This window comes from Myxococcus xanthus, from assembly GCF_013116825.1.
Lineage (GTDB): Bacteria > Myxococcota > Myxococcia > Myxococcales > Myxococcaceae > Myxococcus > Myxococcus xanthus_B.
Genome location: NZ_JABFNS010000032.1, coordinates 1 through 24,790 on the forward strand (window position 1 = coordinate 1; position 24,790 = coordinate 24,790).

Sequence of the window (24,790 nt, forward strand, 5' to 3'; positions counted from 1 at the left end):
GGGCAAGGGGCCCTCGGGGGGAGCCTTCCAGCGCCGGTGCACCCACCGTGTGCGGTCACGTCGCCCCGGGGCGGACGGCCGTCCAGGCCCGGTTCCAGTCGGGAGGGGGGGCCCGACTGGGACCGGGGCCCTGTGTGTTGTAGCATCCATGACAATCTGTGCCGGGGGGAATAGGGGATGCACGATGGTGGCGGAGGCTCCGGAACCCGGAAAACTATCGGCGATTCTCTTCACGGGCATTGAAGGGCCTGACGGGCTCTCATGGCGTGACGAGTCGCTCCAGAACGACATGCGGGACGAGCACGCGTTGCTCGTTCGTGAGTTGTTGCCGCGTCATGGAGGGCGCGAGGTGAAGCGGCTGGAGGATGGCTTCCTCCTGGAGTTCGAGGGGGGGGCCGCCGCGGTGGACTTCGGTCTGGAGTTGCAGCGCGCGCTGGAGGCCCGCAACGGGGGTGTCACCGCCGAGCGCCGGGTGGTCCTCCGCGTCGGTGTCCACCTGGGCATGGTGGTCCACCGCGACGGCGAGGTGTTTGGCGAAGGGGTGAACCTGGCCGCGCGCATCGAGGCGCTGGCCCGCCCCGGCACGCTCTATGTCAGTGAGACGGTGGCGCGTCAGGTGGAGGGCCGTCTGGCTTCACCGCCCGTTCGCCTGGGCCGTGGGGAGATGAAGAACATCCGGTTGCCGGTGGCCGTCTACCGCATCGACCCGCCCGAGCACCGCCGCCGGATGCCGCTGCTGTCGCGCATGCGCTCCTTCTGGGGGCGCCGGAGCGCGGCGCACTGACGCGCGCACGCGGGCGGGCGGGCCTGGGGGCGCGGCGTTATACAGGCCGCCCCATGCCCCAACTCACCCTCGTCGTTGGCTCGAAGAACTACTCCTCCTGGTCCCTGCGGCCCTACCTCGCGCTGGCCCACACGGGACAGCCCTTCCAGGAGGTGGTGATTCCGCTGGCTGTACCGGACACAGAGGACCGGATTGCCCGGTACTCTCCCAGCAGGCGCGTGCCGGTGCTCCAGCACGGCGACCTGACCGTCTGGGACTCGCTGGCCATCTGTGAGTATCTGGCGGAGACCTTCCCCGAGGCCCAGCTGTGGCCCCAGGACGCCGCGGCCCGCGCGGTGGCCCGCGCCGTCACCGCGGAGATGCACTCCGGCTTCGGCGCGCTCAGGCAGCACATGAACATGAACCTGCGCGCGCGCAGCCCGGGCAAGGGCCGTGCGCCCGGCGTGGCGGAGGACATCGCCCGCGTCCAGGCCCTCTGGAATGACTGTCGCGGGCGCTTCGGCCAGGGAGGGCCCTTCCTCTTCGGCCGCTTTTCCATCGCGGACGCCTTCTACGCGCCCGTCGTCACCCGCTTCGTCACCTACGACGTGGCGCTGGACGCGGTGAGCGCGGCCTACCGCGACGCGGTGCTCGCGCTGCCCGCGCTCCAGAAATGGACCGAGGAAGGGCGGAGCGAGCCCAGCATCCCGAAGTACGACTGAGCCTTCCTCCCTGCGCGCTACTTGCTCGCGGGGGCCGGCTTCACCTCTTCGACCCGGGTGGCGCCGTCCTTGTCCACCGCGAGCTTCAAGTGGGGCGTGCCCTTCGCATCATGCAGGACGATGCTCGCCACGCCCTCCTCCACGCCGATGACGATGCGCTCCTTCCAGTCGTGCCGGAAGGTGATGTTGGGCTTGCCCTGGATGAGCCCCATGCACATCGCCTCGTAGCCTTCCTCGCTGTCGAAGCAGAGGGCGTTGATGCCGATGCTGTCGAGCATCCCGAGCCCGCCGACCTCCTGCCCGGACGCATTCATGAACTGGATGCCGTAGGCCTTCACCGCGCGCTTGAGGTCCTTGGGGTCGGGCATGGGCGCCGCGATGCGGATGCGCGCCTGTCCGTGTTCGTCGACGATGTTCAGCTCACGCACGGACAGCGACGCGGCAGCGGGGGCGGTGTTCACGCTGGTGCACGCGCCGAACAGACCCAGGGCGCAGCAAGCCGCCCACATCGACCGCCGGGGGAGAAGGGAAGGGGACATCACGAGCAGACCTTTCGGAGGACGTCGAGGAGAGGACGCCACCGTAGGGAGCCCGCACACCGCCAGGGCCATGGCGGTGCGGTCATTTCGTCATGCTTGGGTCATGGCCGTCAGCTCAGCGCGCCGTCGCGCACGCGCGCGAACAATGCGTCGTAGCGGCCTGCCGCGTAGAGCTGCACCAGCTCCGGGTAGCGGCCCTGGCGCAGCTCGCGCAGGTACGCGTACTTCGCGGCGTGGTAGCCCGCCACCGCCCATGCCAGGCGGGAGGCCTCCGCGCCGCCGCGCCACAGCGCGCCCTTCAACAGACAGTCGCGCGTCCAGGACGCCAGTCGCTGCACGCCCACGGGCTTGAGGCCGCGCTGCTCGGCATGGGCGCGAAGAGCCCACAGCAAGGCATAGCGGTCCTCCTTCTGCGCGCGGTACTCCACCGACGTGGCGAAGCGGTGCTCGATGAAGGCGTGGACGCGCCCGCCGGCCATCTTCGGCAGGGCCTCGTGGACAATCTGCTCCGCCCGCCACACGGCCTTGTCCCGGCGCACCAGCCGCGCCCGCCACTGCGTGCGGTAGCGGAAGCGGTGCGTTCCCAGCTCGGCCCAGTCGCGGCGGGGCAGCCGGTACACGGCCTCCGTGGGGGAAGAGGTCTTCCACGCGCGCAGGGTCTCCACCGCCTCGGGCCCCAGCAACTCGTCCGAGTCGAGGAAGAAGACGTAGTCACAGGGCGCCAGGGCGTTCACCGCGGCCTCGCGCGCGGCGCCGTAGCCTCGCCAGGCGTGAGGCACGGAGCGCGCGCCCAGGGAGCGCGCCAGCGCCGCCGAGCCATCCGTGGCCCCGGAGTCCAGCGCCACCACGTCATCACAGAGCGCCAGCAGCCCGCGCAGGCACGGCTCCAACGTGTCCCGGTTGTTCCGGTGGAGGACGTAGCCGCCCAGCTTCATAGACCCAGGGCCTTGAGCTGCGCGTCGAAGGCGTCGGCGGTGGTGAAGAGCCGGCCTGGAATGCCCACGGCCTCGGCGGCCTGGACGAACTCGGGCAGGTCGTCGAAGAAGACGGCCTCCTCCGGCGCGCAGCCCACGCCCGTCAGCGCGAGCCGGAAGATGTCCGGCTCCGGCTTCACGTGGCCCACCTCGCAGCTCATCACCACGCTGTCGAAGCGCTGGAGCACCGGCAGCAGCGGACGCAGGTAGGCGACGTGCAGCGCGTTGGTGTTGGACACCAGTCCCAGGCGCACCCGGCCCACCAGCGACTCGATGCGCGGCAGCACGGCGTCATGCAGCGTGAAGTGGCTGCTCCACAGCGGGGCGAACTCCGCCATGGGCAGGTCCACGTCCAGCGCGCGGCACACGTCCTGGCGGATGCCCTCCGCGCCCAGCACGCCGCGGTTGGCGTCCGTCCACCCCGCGCCCGTCAGCCGCCGGGCCACCTCGGCGGCCTCCAGGCCCGCGCGGGCGCCCAGCCGGGAGAAGAGCAGGGTGTTGTCGTGGAAGACGAGGACGTTGCCCAGGTCCAGCAGCACTGCCTTCACCTGCGCCATGCATGCTCCTTCAGATGCGATAAGCGCGGGCCACGTCCTGCATCTGCTCGGACACATCCTGGAGCAGCTTCGCCGCCCGGGTGGTGGCCGCCAGGCTCTCCTGGGTGTCGTTCATCATGGAGGACAGGTCCGTGACCGCGCTGAAAATCTGGGCGATGCCCGCGTTCTGCTGACTCACCGCGCCGGCAATCTGCCGCACCGCGGTGGCGTTGTCCTGGATGATGGCGGCCAGCTCCTTCAGCCGCTCTCCGGTGCCGCGCACCTGCTCCAGGCCGTTCTCCATATGCGTGTAGCCCTGCTCCGTCATCTTCGCGGTGGAGAGGATGGCGCTGCTCAAATCGCCCAGGATTTCGCGCACCCGGTCCGTGGCCTGGATGGACTGGTCCGCCAGGCTGCGAATCTCGCGCGCCACCACGCCAAAGCCCTTGCCGTGCTCGCCGGAGCGGACGGACTCGATGGCGGCGTTGAGCGCCAGCATGTTGGACTGGTCCGCCAGGTCCTTCACGGTCTGGGTGATTCCGCCAATCTGCTGTGTGCGCTCGTTGAGCTGGGCGATGCGCTCCGTCATCTGCTCGGCCTGGGACAGGATTTCGGAGAAGCCGCCCAGGCTGTCCCGGATGGCCCCTTCGCCCGCGCGCCCCACCTCTTCGGCCACGGAGGCGCGCTTGAGCACGTCCTCCGCCTTCTCCGAGGCCAGCATCGACGTCTGCTTGATTTCCTGCGCCGTCACCTGCGTCTGCTGGAGGGCCGCGGCCTGACGGGCCACGTTGCGCTCCTGCTGCGTCGACGCGGTCTGCAGCTCCGCCACCGTCTCACTGAGCACGCGCGTGCCGGTGTGCAGGCTCTGCGCTGTCTCCCGCAGCTGGAACACCAGCAGGCCGAAGGCGCCGGCCAGCTCGCCCACCTCGTCGTTGCCGGCCTTCACGTCCAGCGTCTGCGTGAGGTCGCCCTCGCTCACCAGCCGCGTCACCGCCGCGCGCAGGGCCAGCACGGGACCGGAGATGCGGTGCGACAGCAGCCACGCGCCCACGACGGCCAGCGCGATGAAGCCCACCGCCATCAGCAACGCCATCCGGTTCACGCGCACCACCGGGGCGTAGGCCTCCGCCGGGTCCACGCGCGCCACGAAGTGCCAGCCGTCGGCCACGTCGCGCACGTCCGTGCCGTTGACGGCCGTGACGGCCAGCAGCGCGTCATTGCCCTCGGCGTTCGCGCCGCGCGAGTCGTACAGCGGCGTGCCGTCCGGCCGCTGGAGGGTCATGGCGAAGCTCTTCAGTGCGCGCTGATGGGCACGGGCCAGCGCCGGCTGCACCAGCTGGTCCACGTGGGCCCAGTCGAAGGCGGCCAGCAGCACGCCCATCCGGTGCTTGGAGACCGGGTCCAGCACCGGGAAGGCCAGCGACAGCACGTGGCCGGTGAAGATGGGGTGCTCTTCGGTGATGCCCTCGCTGCTGGTGCGCCCCTGCTGGGCCTCCGTGAACCAGGGGCTGCGCCGCACCTCGTCCTGCCGGCGCAGGTATTCGTCGCGCAGGGCGGGGGTATTGGCGGAGATGGCGCGGCCGGTGTCGTCGAAGACGACGATGCCGTTGAGGGTGAGGTAGCGGCTCTGGAGCACGCCGAGCATGGCGTCGGCGGGCGACACGTCACCTCGCAGCGCGGCACGGACCGCGGGGTCCTCGGCCCAGCCGCGGGCGCTCGCCTCCCGTTCGGCCAGCGTCGACTCCAGCAGGTCCTTCACGCCTTCGGCCTCGCTCAGCAGCGACGCGTGAATCTGCTCTTCCATCACCTGCCGCGCGCTGCGGGCCTGGAGCCAGGTCAGCGTCAGCAGCGGGACGACCGACAGCAGCGTCGCGTAGAGCGTGAGGCGTCCGCGAAGGGACTGGGTTCCAGGAAGAGAAAGGGCCATGTGGCGCGGCGGGCAGCGTGCGGGGGCCTCCCAGAAAGGTCGGCCCTCGTCCTATACCAGAGCCCCGCGTCTCCAGGGCACCCCCACGCCTGCCCGCTCAGATGACAGGCACCCGGTTGGGCAGCTCCTTCGCCGGGACGTTGGAGTAGTCCGAGTCCACGTCCAGGAGGACGCGCTGCCGGACCCGGGCGCTCAGCAAGCGGCGAATCCTCCCCAGGAATCCCGGCGGCGCCGCGATGACCAGCTTGTCGAAGTCGCGCCGGTCATGTGCCTTGTCCAGGAACACGGACAGCTCGCGGGCGAAGCGGTCGTGCTCCAGCTCCCTTCGTCCATTGGGCTCGTTCTCCGCCGGCGGGCCGTGCAGGGTGCCGGCATTGGGGTTGTCCGCCTGCTCAATCAGCTCTGCCTGACGGGCCCGACTCTCGTCGTGGTGGAACTCCTCCACCAGCCGCCAGTCCTCTTCCGCCTTCGCGTCCGTCGCGAAGAGGCGGGCCCGGCTTGCGTTCCCCACCAGAATCCAGAGCGTCCCATTCGCCATGTCGTGCGTCTCCTTGCGCTATAGAGTGGGAGATGCGGACCCCTGCGGGCCAAGGCAAGCTTCCCCAGACGAGCCGCTCGCACGCCGAGCGCAGGGCAGGCAGCCAGGCCGCGCATCGTTGACGGGTTTTGCGGGGACTGGGGGGGGCGCCACGGGCGCCTCATTCCGTTGCGCGGAGCGTCGCGATACAAGAGGGGGCCATGTATATTTCCGTTGCTCCCGTCATCGCCCTGCTGGCGCTCGCGCTGCTGGCTGCTCCCTCGTGGGCTCAGGAACAGGGTGGGCTGGGCCTGGACCTCACCTCGGACGCTCCCGCCGAGCAGCAGGGAATGGACATGGGGTTGGACCTGCGTCCCAGCAATCCCAACGCGGACCTCCTGCCTCGCTTCGCGTTGGTGGGGCTGTACGCGACGGAGCGCGCGGGTGCGCAGCAGGCGCAGAGCTGGTTGGAGGCCCTGGCGCGCGGGGCGCTGTCCTCCGCCATGGTGGCGCAGGCGTCGGACCTGGTGGAGACGCGTGAGCGGCTGGCGGAGGGCCACGACGCGGCGGTGCGCTGCGCGGAGGCCGCGTGCTTCGCCGAGCCCGCGGAGTTGCTGGACGCGGACCTGCTGACCACCGCGCGTCTGTCTTTGGAGGATGCGGGCTGGACGCTGCGGGCGTGGACCTACGACAGGGACCGCCGCGTGGTGCACGAGGACTTCGTGACGGGGCGCAACCCGCGCGACCCGGACTTCGCGAACGAAGCCGCCGCGATGCTGTCCAAGCGCCTGACGGCGTTGGCCCGGCCGCGCGCGATGCTGACGGTGAACGTCAACGTGCCGCAGGCGGTGGTGAAGGTGGGCGAGCGCATCGTGGGCGTGGGCAGCGTGGAGGTGCGCCAGGCGCCCGGCGTGGTGGCGGTGGAGGTCTCCGCGGACGAGTACGGCACCCAGACGCGCACCCTGGACCTCACGCCCGGCGCGCGCGAGACAGTGGACGTCATGCTGGAGATTTCTGGTCCGGCGCCGGATGGACCTCCCGATGATTCCGTGGCCGGCGTGGCGGCATCCCGGAAGGCGCCTCACAAGTCCCTCTTCAAGCGGCCCGCGCTCTACACCGCGCTGGTGGGACTGGCCGCGGTGGGGGTGGGTGTGGTGATGGGCATGGCCGCCAAGGACGTCGAGAAGCACGGGGGCGACGCGGATGGAGACGGCATTTTCGACGTCACTCGCAAGGAGCGGCTGGACGCGCAATCCCAGGCCAATCTGGCCACGGCACTGCTGGTGGGCGGCGGCGCGGTGACGGCGGGCAGCGTGGCATGGCTGGTGTTGGTGCCCACGCGCAGCGCGCCCGCATCGACGTCCGTGGCACCCGGAAGCGGCGGTGGTGCCTCCACGTCCCTGCACGTCATGGTCGGCGGGAGTTTCTAGAGCCTATGAAGACCTTCGAATCCCAGCTGCGCGCGTGGTGTGGCCTGTTGCTCGTCGCGGGCGCGGTGAGCTGCACGGTGAGTTTCCCGGACGACGTGCCCTACACGTGCACGGAGACCGCGGACTGCGGCGGCGACGGCTACGTCTGCACGTCCCTGCCGGACAACGGGCCGCGGTACTGCTGCCTGCCGGACCCCGCGGAAGTCTGCAACGGCCTGGACGACGACTGTGACGGCCTGGTCGATAACCTGGAGACCGCCTGCTATACGGGGCCGGAAGGCACGCTCGACGTGGGGCTCTGTCACGCCGGTGAGTCCATCTGCACCCGGGAGGCGAGCATCGCGTGCGTGGGGCAGGTGCTACCCGGCACTGAAATCTGCAATGGCCTGGATGACGACTGCGACGGGACGGCGGACGAGGATTTCGACCTGAAGACGGACCCGGGCCACTGCGGCGTCTGCAACAATGACTGTTCCTTCCTCCAGGACTGCGTGAATGGCGAGTGCGTGCGCCGTCAGGAGCTGGACTGCGCCAACGGCCAGGACGACGACGGTGACGGCTTCACGGACTGCCAGGACCGCGCGGACTGTGACGGCAAGTCGTGTGGTCCGGAGTGCGTGTGCGAGGGGGGCTCGAAGACGGAGACGAGCTGCACCAACGGCGATGATGATGACGGGGATGGCTTGGTGGACTGCGCGGACCGCGCGGACTGCCCCACGGAGACGCAGTGCGGGCCTCTCAGGTCGGGTGACGAAAACGATTATCCGCGCTGCCAGGTGAATGGAGTCTGTCTGTGATGAAGTCGGCTCCCGTGCGTCAATGTCCGCCATCCCGCACTCACCGAGGGTGGGTGGCGTCCCTGGGAAGACAGAGTGCTGATCCAGGGTTGCTGTTTGCCTCGGACATGGAAATTTCTTCTCATCATGGGCTCCGATGACGCCTTCATGCAGACCATGCAGTCCAGTGCCGAGGCCCCCGTGAGTGACGCGGAGCCCCGAGCCAGTGACGAGCTCCAGGAGGGCTCCACGCTGGGGAACTACCAGTTGGAGCAGCTCCTGGGCGAAGGGTCCATGGGCCGGGTGTTCCAGGCGCGGCACACGCGGCTGGGGCGCCAGGTGGCGCTCAAAGTCCTGCGGCCGGAGCACGCGCGGGACGGCGGCTTCGTGCGGCGCTTCTTCCAGGAGGCCCGCACCGTCAATCAAATCAACCACGAGCACATCGTGGAGATTTTCGACTTCGTCGACGAGAGCGCGACGGGCGGGCACGTCTACTGCGTGATGGAGCTGCTGCGCGGGCAGAGCCTGAGCTCGCTGGCGCAGGCGGAGCCGCTGACGCTGGCGCGCATCCAGCGCTTCGTGGTGCAGGTGTGCGCGGCGCTCGGCGCGGCCCACCAGGTGGGCGTGGTGCACCGGGACGTGAAGCCGGACAACCTCTTCGTCATCCACCGCGCGGGCCAGCCGGACTTCGTGAAGGTGTTGGACTTCGGTGTGGCGAAGCTGCTCACCGCCGAGGGGGGCACCACCGGGACGGTGGACGGCACCATCATCGGGACGCCCGCGTACATGGCGCCGGAGCAGGCCGCGGGCCTGCCGGTGGATGCGCGCTCCGACATCTACGCGGTGGGCAACATCCTCTACGAGCTCATCTCCGGCAAGCCGCCCTTCCAGGCGCCGGCCTTCGGCCATCTGGTGGTGCAGATCATCACCCAGCCGCCGCCGCCGTTGCCCTCGCACCTGCCGTCCGGCGAGCCGGTGCCGCCGCAGCTGGCGGAGCTGGTGATGCGCTGCCTGTCGAAGGAGCCCGAGGCCCGGCCGCAGAGCCTGGCGGAGGTGACGACGGCGCTCCTCCTGTTGCCCGCGTCCGCCCAGGCGCTGACGCCCGCGCCCGCCGAGCTGGCGCTGGAAGACGCCGAGCGGCCCACGCACAAGGTGCCGGCGGCGGTGACGGGGCGCTGGCGCCGCCGGGCGGTGGTGACGGTGGGGACCGCGGCGTTGGTGGTGGTGGCCGCGGTGGTCACCTGGTCCGGCATGCAGCCGGAGCCCGCCCCCGCCGAGGCGCCAGTGGCCCAGGTGGACGGCGTCGTGGGCGGGCCCGCCGCCGCGCCCCAGCTGCTTCCGCCCGTCACGCTCACGGTGCGCTCCTTCCCGGAGGGCGCGCAGGTGCTGCGCCTGGACACGGGCGAGCTGCTGGGCGTGACGCCACTGGTGAAGCAGGTGTCTGGTGAGTCCGCGCCGCTGCGCCTGCGCGTGGAACTGGCCGGCTATGCCCCGCTGGAGCGGATGGTGGACCTGGACAAGCACGCCGAGCTGGAGGTGCCGCTGGTGAAGGCGCTGCCTTCGCCCCGGCAGAAGCCCGCGGCCGGGACGCAGCGCGAGGCAGGCAAGAAGAGCCGCGAGCGCCCTGTCGCGCAGTAGGTGCCGCGGTGGCCCGCCCTGGGAGGCGGGGCCTGCGCCCGCTCAGCGGGGCGCCCCCGTCTGGGCGAGCACCTGGGCGGCGATGCGGCCGATGCGCTCGTTGAAGTCCTCTGCCTCGTGGAAGGTGAGGCGCACGTCACCCACGAGAAGCTGCACGCCGGGCTGGAGCGCGGTGGGCTGCTCCGGCTCCAGGGCCGCGCCGCCCAACGTCACCGTCCTGGAGGCGGCCACGCGCGTCACCGTCCAGCGTCCTTCCAGGGTGGGGGACAGGTGGAGCTGCTCGCGCGACACGGTGGCGTCATTGACGACCAGCGCGTTGTTCGAGGCCCGGCCCAGTCGCAGCGGGCTGCCGTCCGTCTGGGCCACCAGTTCGAAGCACAGGGCGTCTCCAGCGGGCAGGCAGTCTCGCAGGTCCGTCAGCGGCAGCCGCGTGGCGGCCACGTTGCCCTCCACCACTTCGGGGACATTCCAAGCGCCCGCCTCCCACACCAGCCACGGGTGTGGGTACTTGGCGCGAAACTTCTCCTTGAGAGCCATGTGCTGCCTCACGAGCAGCGAGAGCAGCAGTGCGCGAGCCATGCGGGTTGAATAACCTTCCTCCCCCGTCGCGGCCCGAGAAGGTGCGCGTGGGGGGCCATGGGATGTCAACGAATGGCCAGATGCGGGTGGGATGCCCCACTCGCGCCCGGGCCGACCCCTGTAGTACACCCGCGACCGCCTCCTGTCCCTCGGACAAGGCATCCCCGCCCCTGGAAGATTCGATGCGTCGCCTGCTCGCCGCCGTGTTCTGCGCCGCCGTCGTGCTGGCGGCTTGTGAAGACGATTCCCCACCGCCTCCCACGCCGCCGCCTCCCTCCACGGAGACGTATCCGGACGCCGGCACGCACCCGGACGCGGGCACCCAGGAGCCCTGGGCCTGCCAGCGGAGCACGACGGTGCACAACGCGCCCATGCTGCTGCTCACCCGGCTGCAACTGGAGATGAGCCGCGCCACGTCCTCCGCGCAGCGCACGGAGGCCATCGACCGCTTCGTGGCAGAGGTGGAGGCGCAGGGCGGCCGGCCCCTGGTGAGTGACGTCAAGGCGGGGCGTCCTCGCGTGGCCTTCTTCGTGCGAGGCGAGGCTGGCCGGGACACCTTCGTCGCCGGCGACTTCAACGGCTGGTCCGCCACGGCCACGCCGCTGGTGCAGGTGCGGGACACCGACCTGTACGTGGCGGAGGTGGAGGTGCCGCGCACCGGCCCGCAGCCGTACAAGCTGGTGAAGGACGGCGACTTCATCGCCGACCCGGGCGCGCGCCACGTCGCGTGGGACGACTTCAACCGGTACGACGTGGGGCGGTTCAACTCGCTCATCTACCCGGAGCTCCAGGACGCCGCGAAGGGCCGGCTCACCGCGTGGTACGGCGTGCCCGCCACGGTGTTGGGGGATGCGCGCGACGTCTTCGTCTACACACCGGCGGCGTATGACGGGCCGGAGTGCCCGGCCCTGCCGGTGATGTACCTCCACGACGGCAACGAGAGCCTGACGCGCGAGTCCTTCGCCGAAGCGGCGGACACGCACTACGCGGCGCGCCCGGAGGACTCGGCGGTGCTCGTCTTCGTGGCGCTGCCGGACCAGTCCGTGCGCCTGGCGCAGTACACCTTCCCGCCCGCGCGCGCGCCGGGCTGGCCCACGCCGCGCGGGGATGACTACCTGGCCTTCATCCGCGACGACCTGATGCCGCGCGTGGAGGCGTCCTACCGCGTGAAGACGGGCCCGCGGGAGACGGGCATCGCCGGCGCGTCGTTGGGCGGCCTCATCTCCGTGTACGCGGGCTTCCAGATGCCGGAGAAGTTCGGCTTCGTGGGCTCCCAGTCCGGCACACTGTTCTGGCCCCATGACGGCGTGGTGGACCGCGACGACGGGAACGCGATGATTGTCCGCGCGAGCCAGGAGCCGGTGGTGCCGGTGCGCTTCTACGTGGACCACGGCTCGCCCGTGGCGGGCTGCACGCGGGACGGCGAGGAGGGTGGAGACGACTGCCAGTCCAACCTGCAGTTCGTGGAGGCGCTGCGCGGCCGTGGCTACGGCGTGGCCCACTGGAACGAGCCCGGCGCCGAGCACGACTGGGCCTTCTGGAGGCGGCGCTTGCCGAAGCTGCTGTGCAACTTCCGCAACGCGGCCCCGGCGGTGTGCGGCCTGTAGTCCGGCCTCACAGCTTCGCGACGATGGCGCGGGCCAGCCGGTCCGCGGCCCCCGCGTCGAGCGACAGGAACAGGCGCGGCTCGGTGGCCTCCAGCTCTTGCAGCCGCGACTGGCCCGCGTTGTCGGTGGCCACGTCCACGCGGGCGTAGAGCAGGGGGCGTCCCACCGCTTCCAGCACGGACTCCGCCAGCCGCAGCTCGGCCGCGTCCCCGGGCGTGAAGGCGGTGGGCACGGAGAAGCCGCGCGGCGCGTCCAGCAGCGTGGGGGGCCGGCGCACCGCGTGGCTGAGGACGCCGTCGAAGAAGACGTAGCTGCGCTCGCCCTCCGTTTCGAAGGCGGTGAGGTAGGGCTGCACCATGACGTCGCCCTCGCGGGTCAGCTCGGCCAGCCGGGCGGTGGCGGCGTGGGCCTCCGCGCGCGGGAAGACGTGCGTCTTGAGCGCTCCCGCGGACACGGCGGGCTTGAGCACCACCGCGTCCCAGCCCTGCCTGAGCGCCAGCTCGCCCACATCGAGCGTGTCGCCCTTCCGCACCCAGGTGGTGGGCGTCACCAACACGCCCTTCTCCTCCAACTCGCGCAGGTAGTGCTTGTGCGTGTTCCAGCGCAGCACGGGCGCGGGATTGTGGAGCTGCGTGAGGCGGCCCACCTTGTCCGCCCAGGCGACGAAGGCGTCGCGGCGCAGGTGGCTGTCCCACGTGTTGCGCACCAGGGCCAGCCGCACCGTCTTCCAGTCCATGGCCGGGTCATCCCAGACGACGGGCCGGGCCTCCACGCCCAGGGCCGCGAGCGCGGGCAGCAGCGGTGCGTCAAAGGCATCGAGTCGAGGCAGGCCTTCGAAGGTGAGGACGGCGACGTCCATGGCGCGGGCTCCCGGTGTTGAAACGTGCAGCGGCTTGTAGCGCGTGCGGCACCTGTGCGCAGGGCCCTCGCGGTGCGTCAAGCGCAGGGTGTGGGCCAGTCCGACAGGTAGGCGTTGAACACCCCGTACTTGAGGTGAGGTGAGCGGCGTACTCCACGGCACATTCGCGAGCGCGGACGCTTGGGAACTGGACCTGTGCGGTCAGGTGTCGCTGAAATGTTTCAAGGGGTACGCTCTTCGCGTGCCAAGGACCTGCCACCTTCCCTCCGGCCGGCTCCGCCGGGAGACCCACGAGATGCGAATGTCCCCACGTTTATTACTCGCCGCGCTAGGCGCGGTCCTCCTCTTCCACGCCGGATGCGGCGACGAGCCTGGCTGTGAGGGTGCGAGCTGCAACCCGCAAGCGGTCTGTGGCAACAACACCGTGGAGCAGGGCGAGCAGTGCGACGACGGCAACAAGGTCGACGGCGACGGCTGTGAGTCCGACTGTACGCGGACGCCCGTGCCGGCCGCGGTATGTGGCAATGGCAAGCTGGAAGGCGAAGAGGTCTGTGACGACGGCAACACGGCGGACGGTGACGGCTGTCAGGCGGACTGCTCGCTGACGCTGACCCAATGCCCCGCGGCCAACGCGCCCGCGCTTCCCGACGGCGCCACCTGCGCGGTGACGCAGCAGGGCTCCGCCGCGCGCCTCTTCACGGGCGTGGTGCTGAAGGACGGCGAGACGCTGGTGGGTGGCCAGGTGCTGGTGGACGCGCAGGGCGTCATCCAGTGCGCCGCCTGTGACTGCTCCGCCGCGGCGGGCGCCGCCGAGGCCACGCAGGTGTCCTGCCCCGGTGGTGTCATCTCCCCGGGCCTGGTGAATCCGCACGAGCACATCACGTATCCGATGGAGCCGTACGTCGGCACCGAGGAGCGCTACGAGCACCGCCACGAGTGGCGCCTGGGCCGCAACGGCCACACGCGCATCAACAGCCCCGCGGCCAGCGCCGCGGACAACGTTCGCTGGGGCGAGCTGCGGCAGATGATGGCGGGCGCCACCTCCATGGCGGGCGCGGGTGGCCAGGCCGGCCTGCTGCGCAACGTGGACGTGAACAACACCGCGCTCCAGGAGGGCCTGGGCGAGGGTGTGGTGAACTCCGACACCTTCCCGCTAAGTGACACCAGCGGCGACATGATTGCGTCGGGCTGTGGTTACGGCTCGATGCCGACGACGAGCTCGCTGCCGCGCTCGGCCGCGTACCTGCCGCACGTCTCCGAGGGCATCTCCACCGCGGCGCTCAACGAGTTCATCTGCCTGTCCACGGGCACGAACAACGTGATGCAGCCGCGCACCGCCGTCATCCACGGCATCGGCCTGACGGCGAAGGAGATTCGCGTCATGGCGGAGAACGGCACCGGCCTCATCTGGTCGCCTCGCTCGAACATCTCGCTGTACGGCGACACGGCCATGGTGTCGACCTACAAGAACCAGGGGGTCACCATCGCGCTGGGCACCGACTGGCTGCGCTCCGGCTCCATGAACCTGCTGCGCGAGCTGCAGTGCGCGGACTACCTCAACACCTCGCACTACGCGCGGACCTTCAGCGACGAGGACCTCTGGCGCATGGTGACGTCGAACGCGTCGGACCTGGTGGACACGTTCGAGAAGACGGGCCGCATCGCCGAGGGCAAGGTGGCCGACCTGGCCATCTTCCAGCTGCGCACCTTCACCCGCTCGCCGCACCGCGCGGTCATCACTTCGAACCCCGAGCACGTGGTGCTCACGATGCGGGGTGGCAAGGCGCTCTACGGTGACCAGGCGCTGATGGCCGGGCTCCGCGGCGCGGACACCTGCGACACGCTGGACGTGTGCGGCGCCTCGAAGGAAGTCTGCCTCCAGTCCGAGATTGGCAAGAACCTGGCGGCGCTGACTTCGGGCGCCACGGCGAAGTACCCGCTGTTCGCGTGCGGTACGCCGGAGAACGAGCCGACGTGCTCGCCCCGCCGTGCCTCGCTGGACTCGCGCTGGCCGGCCGTCGTGAACAACTCCACCAGCTACACCGGTGAGGTTCGCGCCGCGGACAAGGACGGGGACGGGCTGGTGGACTCCGTCGACAACTGCCCTGCCATCTTCAACCCCGTCCGCCCCATGGACAATGGCAAGCAGGCGGACTCGGATGGCGACGGGATTGGCGACGCGTGCGACCCCTGCCCGCTGGAGGCGGGGAACGCCTGCACGTCGTTCACCGTGGGCGACGATGACCACGACGGCATCGTGACGTGGCAGGACAACTGCCCGTTCGTTGCCAACCCGGACCAGGCGGACGCGGACGGCGACGGCAAGGGTGATACGTGTGACGCGTGCTCCAGTGTCCCGAACCCGGGCGACCTGGGCTGCCCCGCCACCATTCACGAGCTGAAGACGCCCGTGGGCGGCAGCCTGCCGCTGGTGGGCAAGCCGGTCTCCATCATGGATGTCGTCGTCACCGGTGTGGTGAAGGGCGGCGCGAGCTCTCTGGGCTACTGGGTGCAGACATACCCGCTGCCCTCGGGCACGAGTGTGGACCACTCGGGCCTCTTTGTGTACTCGCGCAAGGAGGACCTGGCGGTGGGCGACCGCATCGACATCACCACGGGTGTGCTGATTCTCTTCCACGGCCTGCCCGAGTTGACCGAGGTCAAGTACGTCAAGCGCAGCTCCGGCAACGAGGTACCCGCGCCGGTGGTGGTGACGACGGCCGACATCCGCACCGGTGGCCCGCGTGCCGCCGCGCTGGAAGGCGTGCTCGTGGAGGTCCGCGACGTGGCGGTCAACACGGGGGTGGACGAGTTCGGCCAGTTCCTCGTGAACGAGGCGGGTGATGCCGGTCAGCCGGGTCTGATGATTGATGACCAGGCTTATGGCTTCCAGGTCCCGTCCATTGGCACGCGCTTCGGCGCGCTGCGCGGCGTGCTGACGTACAACTTCAATGACTCCAAGCTGGTGCCGCGCTTCCAGGCGGACATGCCGCTGCCGCCGCCGTCTCTGACGGGCTTCGGTCCGAACGGCTACGCGCGCGTGGGTGGCACGGGCCCGGTGAACACCTTCCCGCAGGCGCTGACGCTGTCGCTGTCGTCCGCCTACGCGGAGGCGCTCGACGTCGTCATCACCTCCTCCAACGAGAGCGCGCTGAGCGTGCAGGACGGCCGCATCACCATCCCCGCGGGTCAGACGTCCGCGACGGTGCAGGTGAACGCGGTGGCGCCCGCGCAGAGCGTGACGCTGACGGCCACGCTGGGTGGCTCCACGCAGACGGCGACCGTCCGGGTGCTGGGCGCCGACGAGCAGCCCGAGGTGGTAGGCGTCACCCCGGGTAACGTGACGATGGTGCCCGGCGGCGAGGTGGTCTTCACCGTGCAACTGGACCGTCCGGCTCCCGCCAACGCCACCGTGGCGCTGAGCGTGAATCCGGCGACGGGCTTCGGCACCTTCGTTCCGGCGAACGGCACGCTCACCGTGACGGAGAACGCCACGGAGGCGGTGTTCTCCTTCATCGCGGACGCGGCGGCCACGGCCACCGAGCCCGGCACGGTGACGGCGAGCATCGGCGCGAGCAGCGCGAGCGCCACCGTGACGCTGGACCAGAATGCGCCGCGGTTGACGGCCCTGTCGCCGTCCTCGGCGGTGACGATTCCGGCGGGCGGGACGCAGTCGTTCACCGTGACGGTGGACCGTGTGGCCGCGCAGGACACGGTTGTTGAGCTGGCGGTGGTGCCGGGGGCGGGCGTGCAGAACTACGGCACGGTGCCGGCCTCGGCCACGATTCCGGCGGGCGCCACGGAGGTGACCTTCACCTTCACGGCGGACGCGCAGGGCGAGGGCACTGGCACGGTGTACGCCTCGCTGTACGGCATCACCCAGACCACCGCGCTCACGGTGCTTCCGCCTCCGCCCGCGCTCAGCGCGGTGACGCCGTCGGTGGCCACCGTCTACTTCGGCACGCAGCAGGTCTTCACGGTGGCGCTGGATCGCAAGGCGCCGGTGGGTGGCATCACGGTGGACGTGGCGCTGGAGCCGGCCACGGGCATGGGCGAGCTGTCGAGCTCGACGGTGAGCATCGCGGAAGGCCAGACGACGGGCACCGTGACGTTCACCGCGGGCGACGAGGATGCCCAGGGGCGGCTGATTGCGTCCTACGCGGGCGTCACCCGCGGGGTGGACATCACCATCGCGGACCGGCCCGCCGTCGGCCATATCGTCATCAGTGAAATCTCCGCTCGCGGCGCGACGGCTCAGAACGATGAGTTCATCGAGCTGTACAACCCGACGGGCGCGGACATCACGCTGAACGGCTGGAAGGTCCAGTACAAGAGCGCGGCGAGCACGTCGAACTACTCCGGCTCGGTGGACATCCCGGACGGCACGGTCATCAAGGCCTACGGCTACCTGCTCCTCGCGCACAACTCGGGCTACACCGGGACGGTCGCCAAGGACGTGGGATACCCCTTCGACATGTCGGCTTCGGCGTCGGGTGGCGGCCATGTCCGCATCGGCCCGAACCTCAAGGCGGACAACCTGGATGACCCAAACACGGTGGATAAGGTGGGCTACGGCACGGCGAACCAGCCCGAGCGCAGCCCGGCCCCTGCCCACCCAGGCGCGGGTGGCAGCCTCGAGCGCAAGGCGCGCCCGAACTCCACTGCGGAGACCATGGCGGAGGGCGGCGCCGATGCCCTGGCTGGCAACGGCCATGACATGGACGACAACGGGAGCGACTTCATCGTCCGCGCCGCGCGTCAGCCGCAGAACTCGCAGAGCCCGGCGGAGCAGCCGTAGCCGCTAGGCATCAAGGGGACAGGGCTGAAGTGCCGGCCCTGTCTCTGTGAGGTTTCAAGCGGGCGGAACCCTGACATGGGGGTCCGCCCGTTTCATTTGGGGCTGTGCCTGTGCCCGGGCACTGGCTGGCGTTGCCGCGTCAGGGGTGTCAGGACTGGCTGGCATTGGCGCAGTCGAAGCCTGTGGCCTGCACGAGCCCCGCCTGGTGTATCAGCATGACGGCGCGGTACAGGGGGTCGTAATCCACGGAGGCGCGGAAGAGGTTCTGGTGCACGAGCATGCCCAGGAGCCCGCCCAGGAGGCTGTGCGCGGCGGAGAGTGCGTCCACATCCTGCCGGAACTCCCCCATCTGCTGTCCGTGACGGATGAGGCGCTCCAGCGTCGTCACGTAGAGGGCCAGCTTGTCTCGGATGGCCTCCGCTACCTGGTCATTGGAGTCGGCGGCCTCGGCCGCGAGCATCGCGAAGAAAATGCCGTATTCGCGGTGCTCGCGAAGGAGGAGGTGCGTCCGCTCGCAGATGGATTGGAATTGCTCCCGCGCCGGAAGTTCGCGGTCGTCTCCAGGCAGTTGAAAGGCTCTCAGACAGCGCTGGTGCAACTCTTCAATCGCAGCCAGCAGCAGATCTTCCTTGGTGGGGAAGTGCCAGTACAGCGCTCCGGGCGTCATCCGGATGGCGCGGGAGAGGTCCGCCATCGTCGTGGCGAGGAAGCCTCGCCTCGCGAAGAGGTGGATGGCCGCTTCCAGAATGTCCATGCGCGTGCGCGCGGCACGCTCTTGTTTCAGCTCACGTTGGGCGGGTTCCCTGGCCATACCCGCCGAATCTATGCATCACGCCAGGAGTGTCACCCAGACGATCTCCGGCGGCGCTCCGACGCGGAGCGGCGGACCCCAGAAGCCTGTTCCCCGGCTGACATACAGGTGCCGGTCTCCTTCGTGAAACAAGCCCGCGTCGTGCTCCCAGATGGCGGAGACCGCCAGCGTGAAGGGGAAGAACTGTCCCCCGTGGGTGTGCCCGGAGAGCTGCAAGCCCATTCCCTCCCGCGCCGCCACCTTCCAGTTCGACGGCTGATGCGCGAGCAGCACCGAGGCCCGCTCGGAATCACGGCCCGCCGTCGCCGCCGCCAGGTCATAGCCTTGCGAGAACCCCATCTTGCCCGCCGACCAGTCGTCCACACCCACCAGGTCGAATGACGCGGCCGTGTCGCCAATGCGCACGTGACGGTTGCGCAGAACATGCACATCCATACGCTCCAGCGCTTCAGCCCAGGCCGCGTCGCTCCAGTAGTACTCGTGGTTTCCCGTGACGAAGTAGGTGCCGTGGCGTGACTTCAACTCGGACAGCGCCGAGACCGCTGGGGCCAGCGACGCGACGTGTCCGTCCACCAGGTCGCCAGTGATGCACACCAGGTCGGGGCGCAATGCGTTGCAGCGGCGCACCAGCTCGTCCATGAAGCGGCGCCGGATGACCGGGCCCACGTGGATGTCACTCAGATGGACGATGCTGAAGCCATCCAGCGCCTTGGGCAGCCCCGGCAGCTTCACCGCCACCTCGTTCACCACGGGCGGATGGAAGGCGCTCCACATCCCGAAGCCCGTCACGCCACCGGCGGCCAGCGCTGCTCCCCCGGCTGTCGCCCGAGCGAGGAAGCGTCTGCGCTCGACATCCACCGGAGCCGAGGCTGCGGGCATGGCGCCGCTGGAGCCTGCCGCTGCCGGAGCCTCGGACATTGCGCCGCCGGGCTTTTCCGCCATCGCGACCGGAGCAGCCTCGGCGTGCGTCGTCGCCGCGCCGTGTCCACTTGTCGCCAGGGCTTCCTGAGTCACTGACACGGACTCGGTGCCCGTCGCCGCCAGCGTGCTGCCAGCTTGTGTCGAGCGATGGGACACCGAGGCCGTCTCGCCACCGCGCAGCTCCACCACCGCCGGCTCGCCGCGTGAGCGCTGCATTCGTGCCGCCACCTTGCGCACCGCGCCCAACACTTCGAGCGCGAGCAACAGGTAGATGGCCATGCCCATCCACGTCCACACCCCCGTGGCCACGGCGAAGGTGGCGTCCATGGGAAGGAAGCGCGTCACCGACCACGACAGCACGAGCAGTGTGCCCAGCACCGTCATGACGCTCATGCCCACGCGCCGCCATGCGCGGTGCTCCGACGTGGCCGCGAAGAGGCGCCGGTACAGGTAGACGTGGACGGCGACCGTGGCGATGCCGGTGACGATGGCGAAGAGGATGAAGCGCGCGGTGTCCATGCAGTGCACCATCCTGACCCGTGTGCGACGCGCTGCAATGCAATCCGCGTGAAGAAGTGTGAACACCTCGTACACGGACATCGCATCAATCCGCGCGGGGTGTTCGCAGCTGGGGCAATCGCGACCCGAACCCACGTCGCATGCGATTGCAGCACGCAGCCAAGAGAGCGCCTGCGCCGTTCTCGCGATACAAGTCGCGGCGTGTTGGCCGTATACACCGGCCAGCCCGAAAGCCACTGAAGGGGCGCCGCGTGTGTAACGGCGAACCGCCTGGCTGACGCGCATGCACCACCTCATCGAGGAGACCCCCATGCCCCCTGACATGATGGCGGCAACGCGCCGCCTGTTGACGTGCCTGTTGAGCGCCTTGCTGATGGTTGGCTGCGAGCCCTCGGGGGCGCTCGCCATGCTGGAGACTCCACACGCCACGCGCACCCAGCGGGTGGTCGTCACGGCTCCGCCGATGCGCATCGCCGCGGGTGCCCAGCACTCGCTGTATCTGTCACCCGGAGGCGACGTGTGGGCCTGGGGCGGCAATGGCTCCGGCCAGCTTGGCGGGGCGGAGACGTCCCTCCAGGGGTTGGCGCCGGTGCGACTGGCGGCGCTGGAGAACATCGTGTCGGTGGTGTCCGGAGACGCCCACTCGCTCGCGCTGGGCGCGGATGGCTCGGTATGGACGTGGGGTGGCAACAGCTCCGGGCAGCTCGGTGATGGCTCCACCACCGACCGCGCGACGCCGATGCGGGTGGCCGGCCTGGACAGCGTGGTGGCGGTGGCCGCCGGAGACTTCCACTCGCTGGCGCTGCGCGAGGACGGCACGGTGTGGGCGTGGGGGACGAACTTCCACGGACAGCTCGGCCGGGGACACACGCAGCCGGGGCTTACGCCCGAGCGGGTCCCCGGGTTGGAGGGCGTGGTCGCGCTCGCCGCGGGCTTCGACTTCACCCTGGCCGTGCTCGAGGACGGCACGGTGCGCGCGTGGGGCTCCAACGGCTCCGGCCAGTTGGGCGACGGTACCTTCACCCAGCGCCTGTCTCCCGTGAAGGTCTCCGGGCTCAGCGGCATCACCGAGGTGAAGGCGGGCACCTACCACGCGCTGGCGCTGGGCAAGGACGGCGGCGTGTGGACGTGGGGCAGCAATGCCTCCGGACAGCTCGGTGATGGCACGTGGAATGACCGCGCCGTACCCATGCAGGTGCCGGGACTCGAGCGGGTGAAGGCCGTGGCTTCCATGGACTCGGATTCGCTGGCGCTGCTCGACACGGGCGCCGTGTTCGCGTGGGGGGCCAATGGCTCCGGCCAACTGGGTGCTGGAGACACCACCGACCGCGCCACGCCGGGACCGGTGCCGGGGCTGAATGCGGTGGCCTCGGTGGTGGGCGGCGCGCAGCACGCGCTGGCCCTGCGAAGAGACGGCACGCTCTGGGCCTGGGGCGGAGGCATGTCGGGCCAGTTGGGCCACGGCGGCTCCGAGCGCCACGTGGTGCCCGCTCCGGTGATGCGCCTGGCGGGCGTGACGTCGATGGCGACGGGCAGCTTCCACTCCCTGGCCGCGCTGGGGGATGGCTCCGTCTGGGCCTGGGGCCGCAACACCCATGGGCAGCTGGGTGATGGCAGCACCGCCGAGCGCCACGCCGCGGTGCGCGTGGAGGGGCTCGGCGGCGTTCGCAGCGTCGCCTCGGCCGCCCACCATTCGCTCGCCGTGGGCATGGATGGGACGGTCTGGGCATGGGGGCGCAACGCCGCCGGACAGTTGGGGGACGGCACCACCACGGACCGCGCCCGGCCCGTCGCGGTGTCGGGCCTGTCGTCGGTGACGGCGGTGGCCGCGGGCGGCAGTCACGTGCTGGCGCTGCGCAGCGACGGCAGCGTGTGGGCCTGGGGCTACAACGCGCTGGGACAGTTGGGGGACGGCACGACGGTGGACCGGTTGACGCCGGTGCGCGTGTCGGGGCTCGGTGCGGTGGTGGCGGTGGCCGCCGGTTCGTACTTCTCCATGGCCCTGCAGTCCGACGGCACGGTGTGGACGTGGGGCGAGGGCTTCGAGGGACAGCTGGGGGACGGCGGTGGCGTGCAGCGACTGAGTCCGGTGCGCGTGGAGGGATTGGCGAACGTCACCCGCGTGGCGGCGGGCTCCGCGCATGCGCTGGCCGTGCTCGGCGACGGCACGGTGTGGGCGTGGGGCGACAATGGGGAAGGGCAGCTCGGAGACGGCTCCTGGGCGGACCGCTTCCGTCCGGTGCAGGTGCCGGGGTTGCAGGGCATCACCGCCGTCAGCGGTGGCCGCTCCCACTCCATGGCGTTGCAAGGCGATGGCACGGTGCGCGCGTGGGGCTACAACGGTTACGGCCAACTCGGAGATGGAACGCTCACCTCGCGCGTGCGGCCCGCCCTCATCCCCGGCCTGACTGGCATCCAGGCGCTCCATCCCAGCCACCTGCACGTGTTCGCGCTGCACGCGGATGGGACGTTGCGCGGGTGGGGCTACAACCGCTTCGGCCAACTGGGCCTGGGCGCCGCGGGTTGGAGCGCCTTGCCAGTGCAGGTGCGTGGCATTGGCCGCGTGGACCGGCTGTCCGTCGGCCGCGCGCACGCGCTGATGGTGCGCGCCGATGGCTCGGTGATGGCCTGGGGCGAGAATGGCTCGGGCCAGCTGGGCGACGGAACCTCCACCCACCGCGCGGGTCCGGTGTCCGTGCTCGGCGTGCCCTGTGTCCGCTCTGTCGCCAGTGGCGTACAGCACTCGCTCGCGCTGGCGTGTGACGGCACCGTCTGGGCCTGGGGCGCGAACGGGCGAGGGCAGCTGGGAGATGGCACCACCACCCCGCGCGTGACGCCGGGGCTGGTGGAGGGGCTTCGGGGCGTGGTGGCGCTGGCGGCGGGGGGAGACGCGTCGGTAGCGCTGCGGGCGGATGGCTCCGTGTGGAGCTGGGGCGGCAACGCCAGCGGCCAGTTGGGGGACGGCACCACCACGGACCGCGCCCTGCCGGCCCACGTCGAACACCTCTCCAACGTGGTGGCCGTGGCCGTGGGCGAAACGCACGCCCTGGCGGTGGGCGAGGGCGGCGCGCTGTGGGCCTGGGGCGCGAATGGCTCGGGCCAGCTGGGAGATGGTGGCACCGAGCGGAGCCTGACGCCGGTGCGCGTGAAGGGGCTGGAGCGCGTGGCGTCCGTGGCGGCCGGACGTGCCTTCTCGGTGGCGGTGCGCGACGACGGCACCGCGTGGGCCTGGGGCACGAACCCGTCCGGCCAGTTGGGCGATGGCACCAACCACGCGCGGAGCGTGCCAAATCAGGTGACCACCTTGAAGGGCATCCGCGCCATGTCCGCGGGGGCCCACCACGTGGTGGCGCTGAGCGCCGACGGCACGGTGTGGACGTGGGGCGACAACACGCTGGGCCAGCTGGGGGATGGCTCGTCCTCGCCGACGGGGATGTGGCCCCGGCAGGTGCCGGAGCTGCGAGGCGTGGAGGCGGTGGCCGCGGGAGAGCAGTTCACCGTGGCCGTGCTGCTGGACGGTACCGCCCGCGCCTGGGGCAGCAACGAGTACGGCCAGCTCGGTGATGGGAAGACGGGCCCGCAGCTGACGCCGGTGGCGGTGAAAATCGACGGGCCGAAAATCCGCCCGCCCGTGCGCACCGTGCGCGCCTGGGGACAGCACGCGGTGGTGCAGATGTCGGACGGCACCGTGCAGACGTGGGGTGACAACACGTTCGGCCAGCTGGGAGACGGCACCACCACGCGGCGCGCGGTGCCCTTGACGGTGGATGGATTGGCGAGCGTGGTGGCCGTGTCCTCGGGCGCCTGGCACTCGCTGGCGCTGCGCAGTGACGGCACTGTCTGGGCGTGGGGCGCCAATGGCTTCGGTCAGCTCGGGGATGGCACGTCCACTCCGCGCACCAGGCCGGTGCAGGTGGCCGGGTTGGGGGATGTGGTGGCCATTGGCTCGGGGGGCTACCACGCGCTGGCGGTGCGCTCGGACGGCTCGGTGTGGACGTGGGGCTACAACGCGTTCGGCCAGCTGGGGGACGGCACCGCGGAGTCGCGCTCCCTGCCCATCCGGGTGGAGGGGCTGGAGGGCGTGGTGGCCGTGGCGGGCGGAGACCACTACTCGCTGGCGCTGCACTCGGACGGCACCTTGTCCGCGTGGGGCAACAACGCGTCGGGCCAGTTGGGAGACGGCACCGGCACCACCCGCTATTCGCGCGTGGGGGTGAAGGGCGTGGACGGCGTGGTGGACGTGCGCGCGGGCGCGACGCACACGGTGGCGCTGCGGGGCGACGGCACCGTGTGGACGTGGGGCGACAACGCGTTCGGTCAGCTGGGGGACGGCGCCGGCGGCACGCGGATGCGCCTGGTGCCCCGGCCAGTGCCGAACCTGTCCTCGGTGTCCGCCGTGGGAACGGGGGCTCGCCACACGTTCGCCGTGACGCTCGAGGGTGCGGTGTGGACGTGGGGACGCAACTCGCACGGTCAGCTGGGGCTGGGGGACAACACGAACCGGACGGAGCCCCTGCGCGTGCGGGAGCTGTCGGACGTCACCGTGGTGTCGGGCGGGGCGGATTTCTCCCTGGCCATGAAGCGCGACGGCACGGTGCTGAGCTGGGGGTCCAGCCTCTACGGTTCGTTGGGCCTGGGCGCCGCGGGGCAGCGCTCGTCACCCGGGCAGGTGGCGTTGCCCTGAGCCGGGCATCAGGGCTCGTTCAGAGGGTGCGGCGGGCGGTCCGCATCCGCACCCGGTACTTCTTGGGCGGGCGCGTCCTGAGCCGGGCCCGGTACGTGCCATGCGCGCGCCGGGACGAGCGGGAGCGCCGGCTGATGGTTTTCCTGCGACCCGCGCCGGGGGTGCGTCGACGAAGAGCTTTCATGGGTGC

The 24,790-nt window shown here is 70.6% G+C and carries 17 protein-coding genes; 8 read left to right on the forward strand and 9 right to left on the reverse strand.

Translation table 11 applies throughout. The features are described from left to right. Window positions 1-184 precede the first annotated feature (184 nt). Window positions 185-784 (forward strand): adenylate/guanylate cyclase domain-containing protein, encoded by a 600-nt coding sequence (locus tag HNV26_RS11770; RefSeq protein WP_171445611.1) that lies wholly within the window; start codon window positions 185-187, stop codon window positions 782-784. Between the two features lie 53 nt (window positions 785-837). Continuing rightward, window positions 838-1,485, forward strand: coding sequence for a glutathione S-transferase family protein (locus HNV26_RS11775; RefSeq protein WP_171444639.1), 648 nt, complete (start codon window positions 838-840; stop codon window positions 1,483-1,485). A 17-nt stretch (window positions 1,486-1,502) separates the two neighbouring features. Here the strand turns inward: HNV26_RS11775 and HNV26_RS11780 are convergent, their stop codons facing one another. From HNV26_RS11780 to HNV26_RS11800, 5 genes are all read right to left on the reverse strand, one after another. Further along, window positions 1,503-2,096: a hypothetical protein gene (locus tag HNV26_RS11780; protein ID WP_171444640.1), complete on the reverse strand. Its 594-nt coding sequence runs from the start codon at window positions 2,094-2,096 to the stop codon at window positions 1,503-1,505. Between the two features lie 38 nt (window positions 2,097-2,134). After that, the gene (locus tag HNV26_RS11785) at window positions 2,135-2,959 is read right to left on the reverse strand and encodes a glycosyltransferase family 2 protein (RefSeq protein WP_171444641.1); all 825 of its coding nucleotides are present in this window, start codon (window positions 2,957-2,959) and stop codon (window positions 2,135-2,137) included. Then, on the reverse strand, window positions 2,956-3,555 hold the full coding sequence (locus HNV26_RS11790) for an HAD family hydrolase (RefSeq protein ID WP_171444642.1): 600 nt from the start codon (window positions 3,553-3,555) through the stop codon (window positions 2,956-2,958). Before HNV26_RS11790 ends, HNV26_RS11785 begins: the two co-directional genes overlap by 4 nt. Before the next feature lie 10 nt (window positions 3,556-3,565). Then, the gene (locus HNV26_RS11795) at window positions 3,566-5,461 is read right to left on the reverse strand and encodes a methyl-accepting chemotaxis protein (RefSeq protein WP_171444643.1); all 1,896 of its coding nucleotides are present in this window, start codon (window positions 5,459-5,461) and stop codon (window positions 3,566-3,568) included. A gap of 97 nt (window positions 5,462-5,558) precedes the next feature. Beyond that, complete coding sequence (locus tag HNV26_RS11800) at window positions 5,559-5,999, reverse strand: host attachment protein (protein WP_011551000.1); 441 nt, start codon at window positions 5,997-5,999, stop codon at window positions 5,559-5,561. Window positions 6,000-6,127: 128 nt separating this feature from the next. On the opposite strand from HNV26_RS11800, the gene HNV26_RS11805 reads away from it, so the two are divergent. From HNV26_RS11805 to HNV26_RS11815, 3 genes are all read left to right on the forward strand, one after another. After that, window positions 6,128-7,408, forward strand: a complete 1,281-nt coding sequence (locus HNV26_RS11805) for a hypothetical protein (protein WP_171444644.1) — start codon at window positions 6,128-6,130, stop codon at window positions 7,406-7,408. Window positions 7,409-7,413: 5 nt separating this feature from the next. Then, window positions 7,414-8,205: a MopE-related protein gene (locus HNV26_RS11810; protein ID WP_171444645.1), complete on the forward strand. Its 792-nt coding sequence runs from the start codon at window positions 7,414-7,416 to the stop codon at window positions 8,203-8,205. Window positions 8,206-8,331: 126 nt separating this feature from the next. Continuing rightward, window positions 8,332-9,822, forward strand: a complete 1,491-nt coding sequence (locus HNV26_RS11815; RefSeq protein ID WP_171444646.1) for a serine/threonine-protein kinase — start codon at window positions 8,332-8,334, stop codon at window positions 9,820-9,822. A gap of 42 nt (window positions 9,823-9,864) precedes the next feature. Here HNV26_RS11815 and HNV26_RS11820 read toward each other — a convergent pair whose 3' ends face one another. Further along, complete coding sequence (locus HNV26_RS11820) at window positions 9,865-10,401, reverse strand: FHA domain-containing protein (RefSeq protein ID WP_253816488.1); 537 nt, start codon at window positions 10,399-10,401, stop codon at window positions 9,865-9,867. 182 nt (window positions 10,402-10,583) lie between these two features. On the opposite strand from HNV26_RS11820, the gene HNV26_RS11825 reads away from it, so the two are divergent. Next, window positions 10,584-12,008, forward strand: a complete 1,425-nt coding sequence (locus tag HNV26_RS11825) for an alpha/beta hydrolase (RefSeq protein WP_171444648.1) — start codon at window positions 10,584-10,586, stop codon at window positions 12,006-12,008. 7 nt (window positions 12,009-12,015) lie between these two features. On the opposite strand, the gene HNV26_RS11830 is transcribed toward HNV26_RS11825, so the two are convergent. Further along, complete coding sequence (locus HNV26_RS11830; RefSeq protein ID WP_171444649.1) at window positions 12,016-12,867, reverse strand: ATP-grasp domain-containing protein; 852 nt, start codon at window positions 12,865-12,867, stop codon at window positions 12,016-12,018. A 295-nt stretch (window positions 12,868-13,162) separates the two neighbouring features. On the opposite strand from HNV26_RS11830, the gene HNV26_RS11835 reads away from it, so the two are divergent. Beyond that, window positions 13,163-17,665, forward strand: a complete 4,503-nt coding sequence (locus HNV26_RS11835) for an amidohydrolase family protein (protein ID WP_171444650.1) — start codon at window positions 13,163-13,165, stop codon at window positions 17,663-17,665. A gap of 148 nt (window positions 17,666-17,813) precedes the next feature. Here HNV26_RS11835 and HNV26_RS11840 read toward each other — a convergent pair whose 3' ends face one another. Together HNV26_RS11840 and HNV26_RS11845 are read right to left on the reverse strand one after the other, a co-directional pair. Continuing rightward, complete coding sequence (locus HNV26_RS11840; RefSeq protein ID WP_171444651.1) at window positions 17,814-18,476, reverse strand: TetR family transcriptional regulator; 663 nt, start codon at window positions 18,474-18,476, stop codon at window positions 17,814-17,816. 18 nt (window positions 18,477-18,494) lie between these two features. After that, the gene (locus tag HNV26_RS11845; RefSeq protein WP_171444652.1) at window positions 18,495-19,916 is read right to left on the reverse strand and encodes a metallophosphoesterase; all 1,422 of its coding nucleotides are present in this window, start codon (window positions 19,914-19,916) and stop codon (window positions 18,495-18,497) included. 310 nt (window positions 19,917-20,226) lie between these two features. On the opposite strand from HNV26_RS11845, the gene HNV26_RS11850 reads away from it, so the two are divergent. Beyond that, window positions 20,227-24,600, forward strand: a complete 4,374-nt coding sequence (locus HNV26_RS11850; protein WP_253816489.1) for an RCC1 domain-containing protein — start codon at window positions 20,227-20,229, stop codon at window positions 24,598-24,600. The last annotated feature ends 190 nt before the right edge of the window (window positions 24,601-24,790 follow it).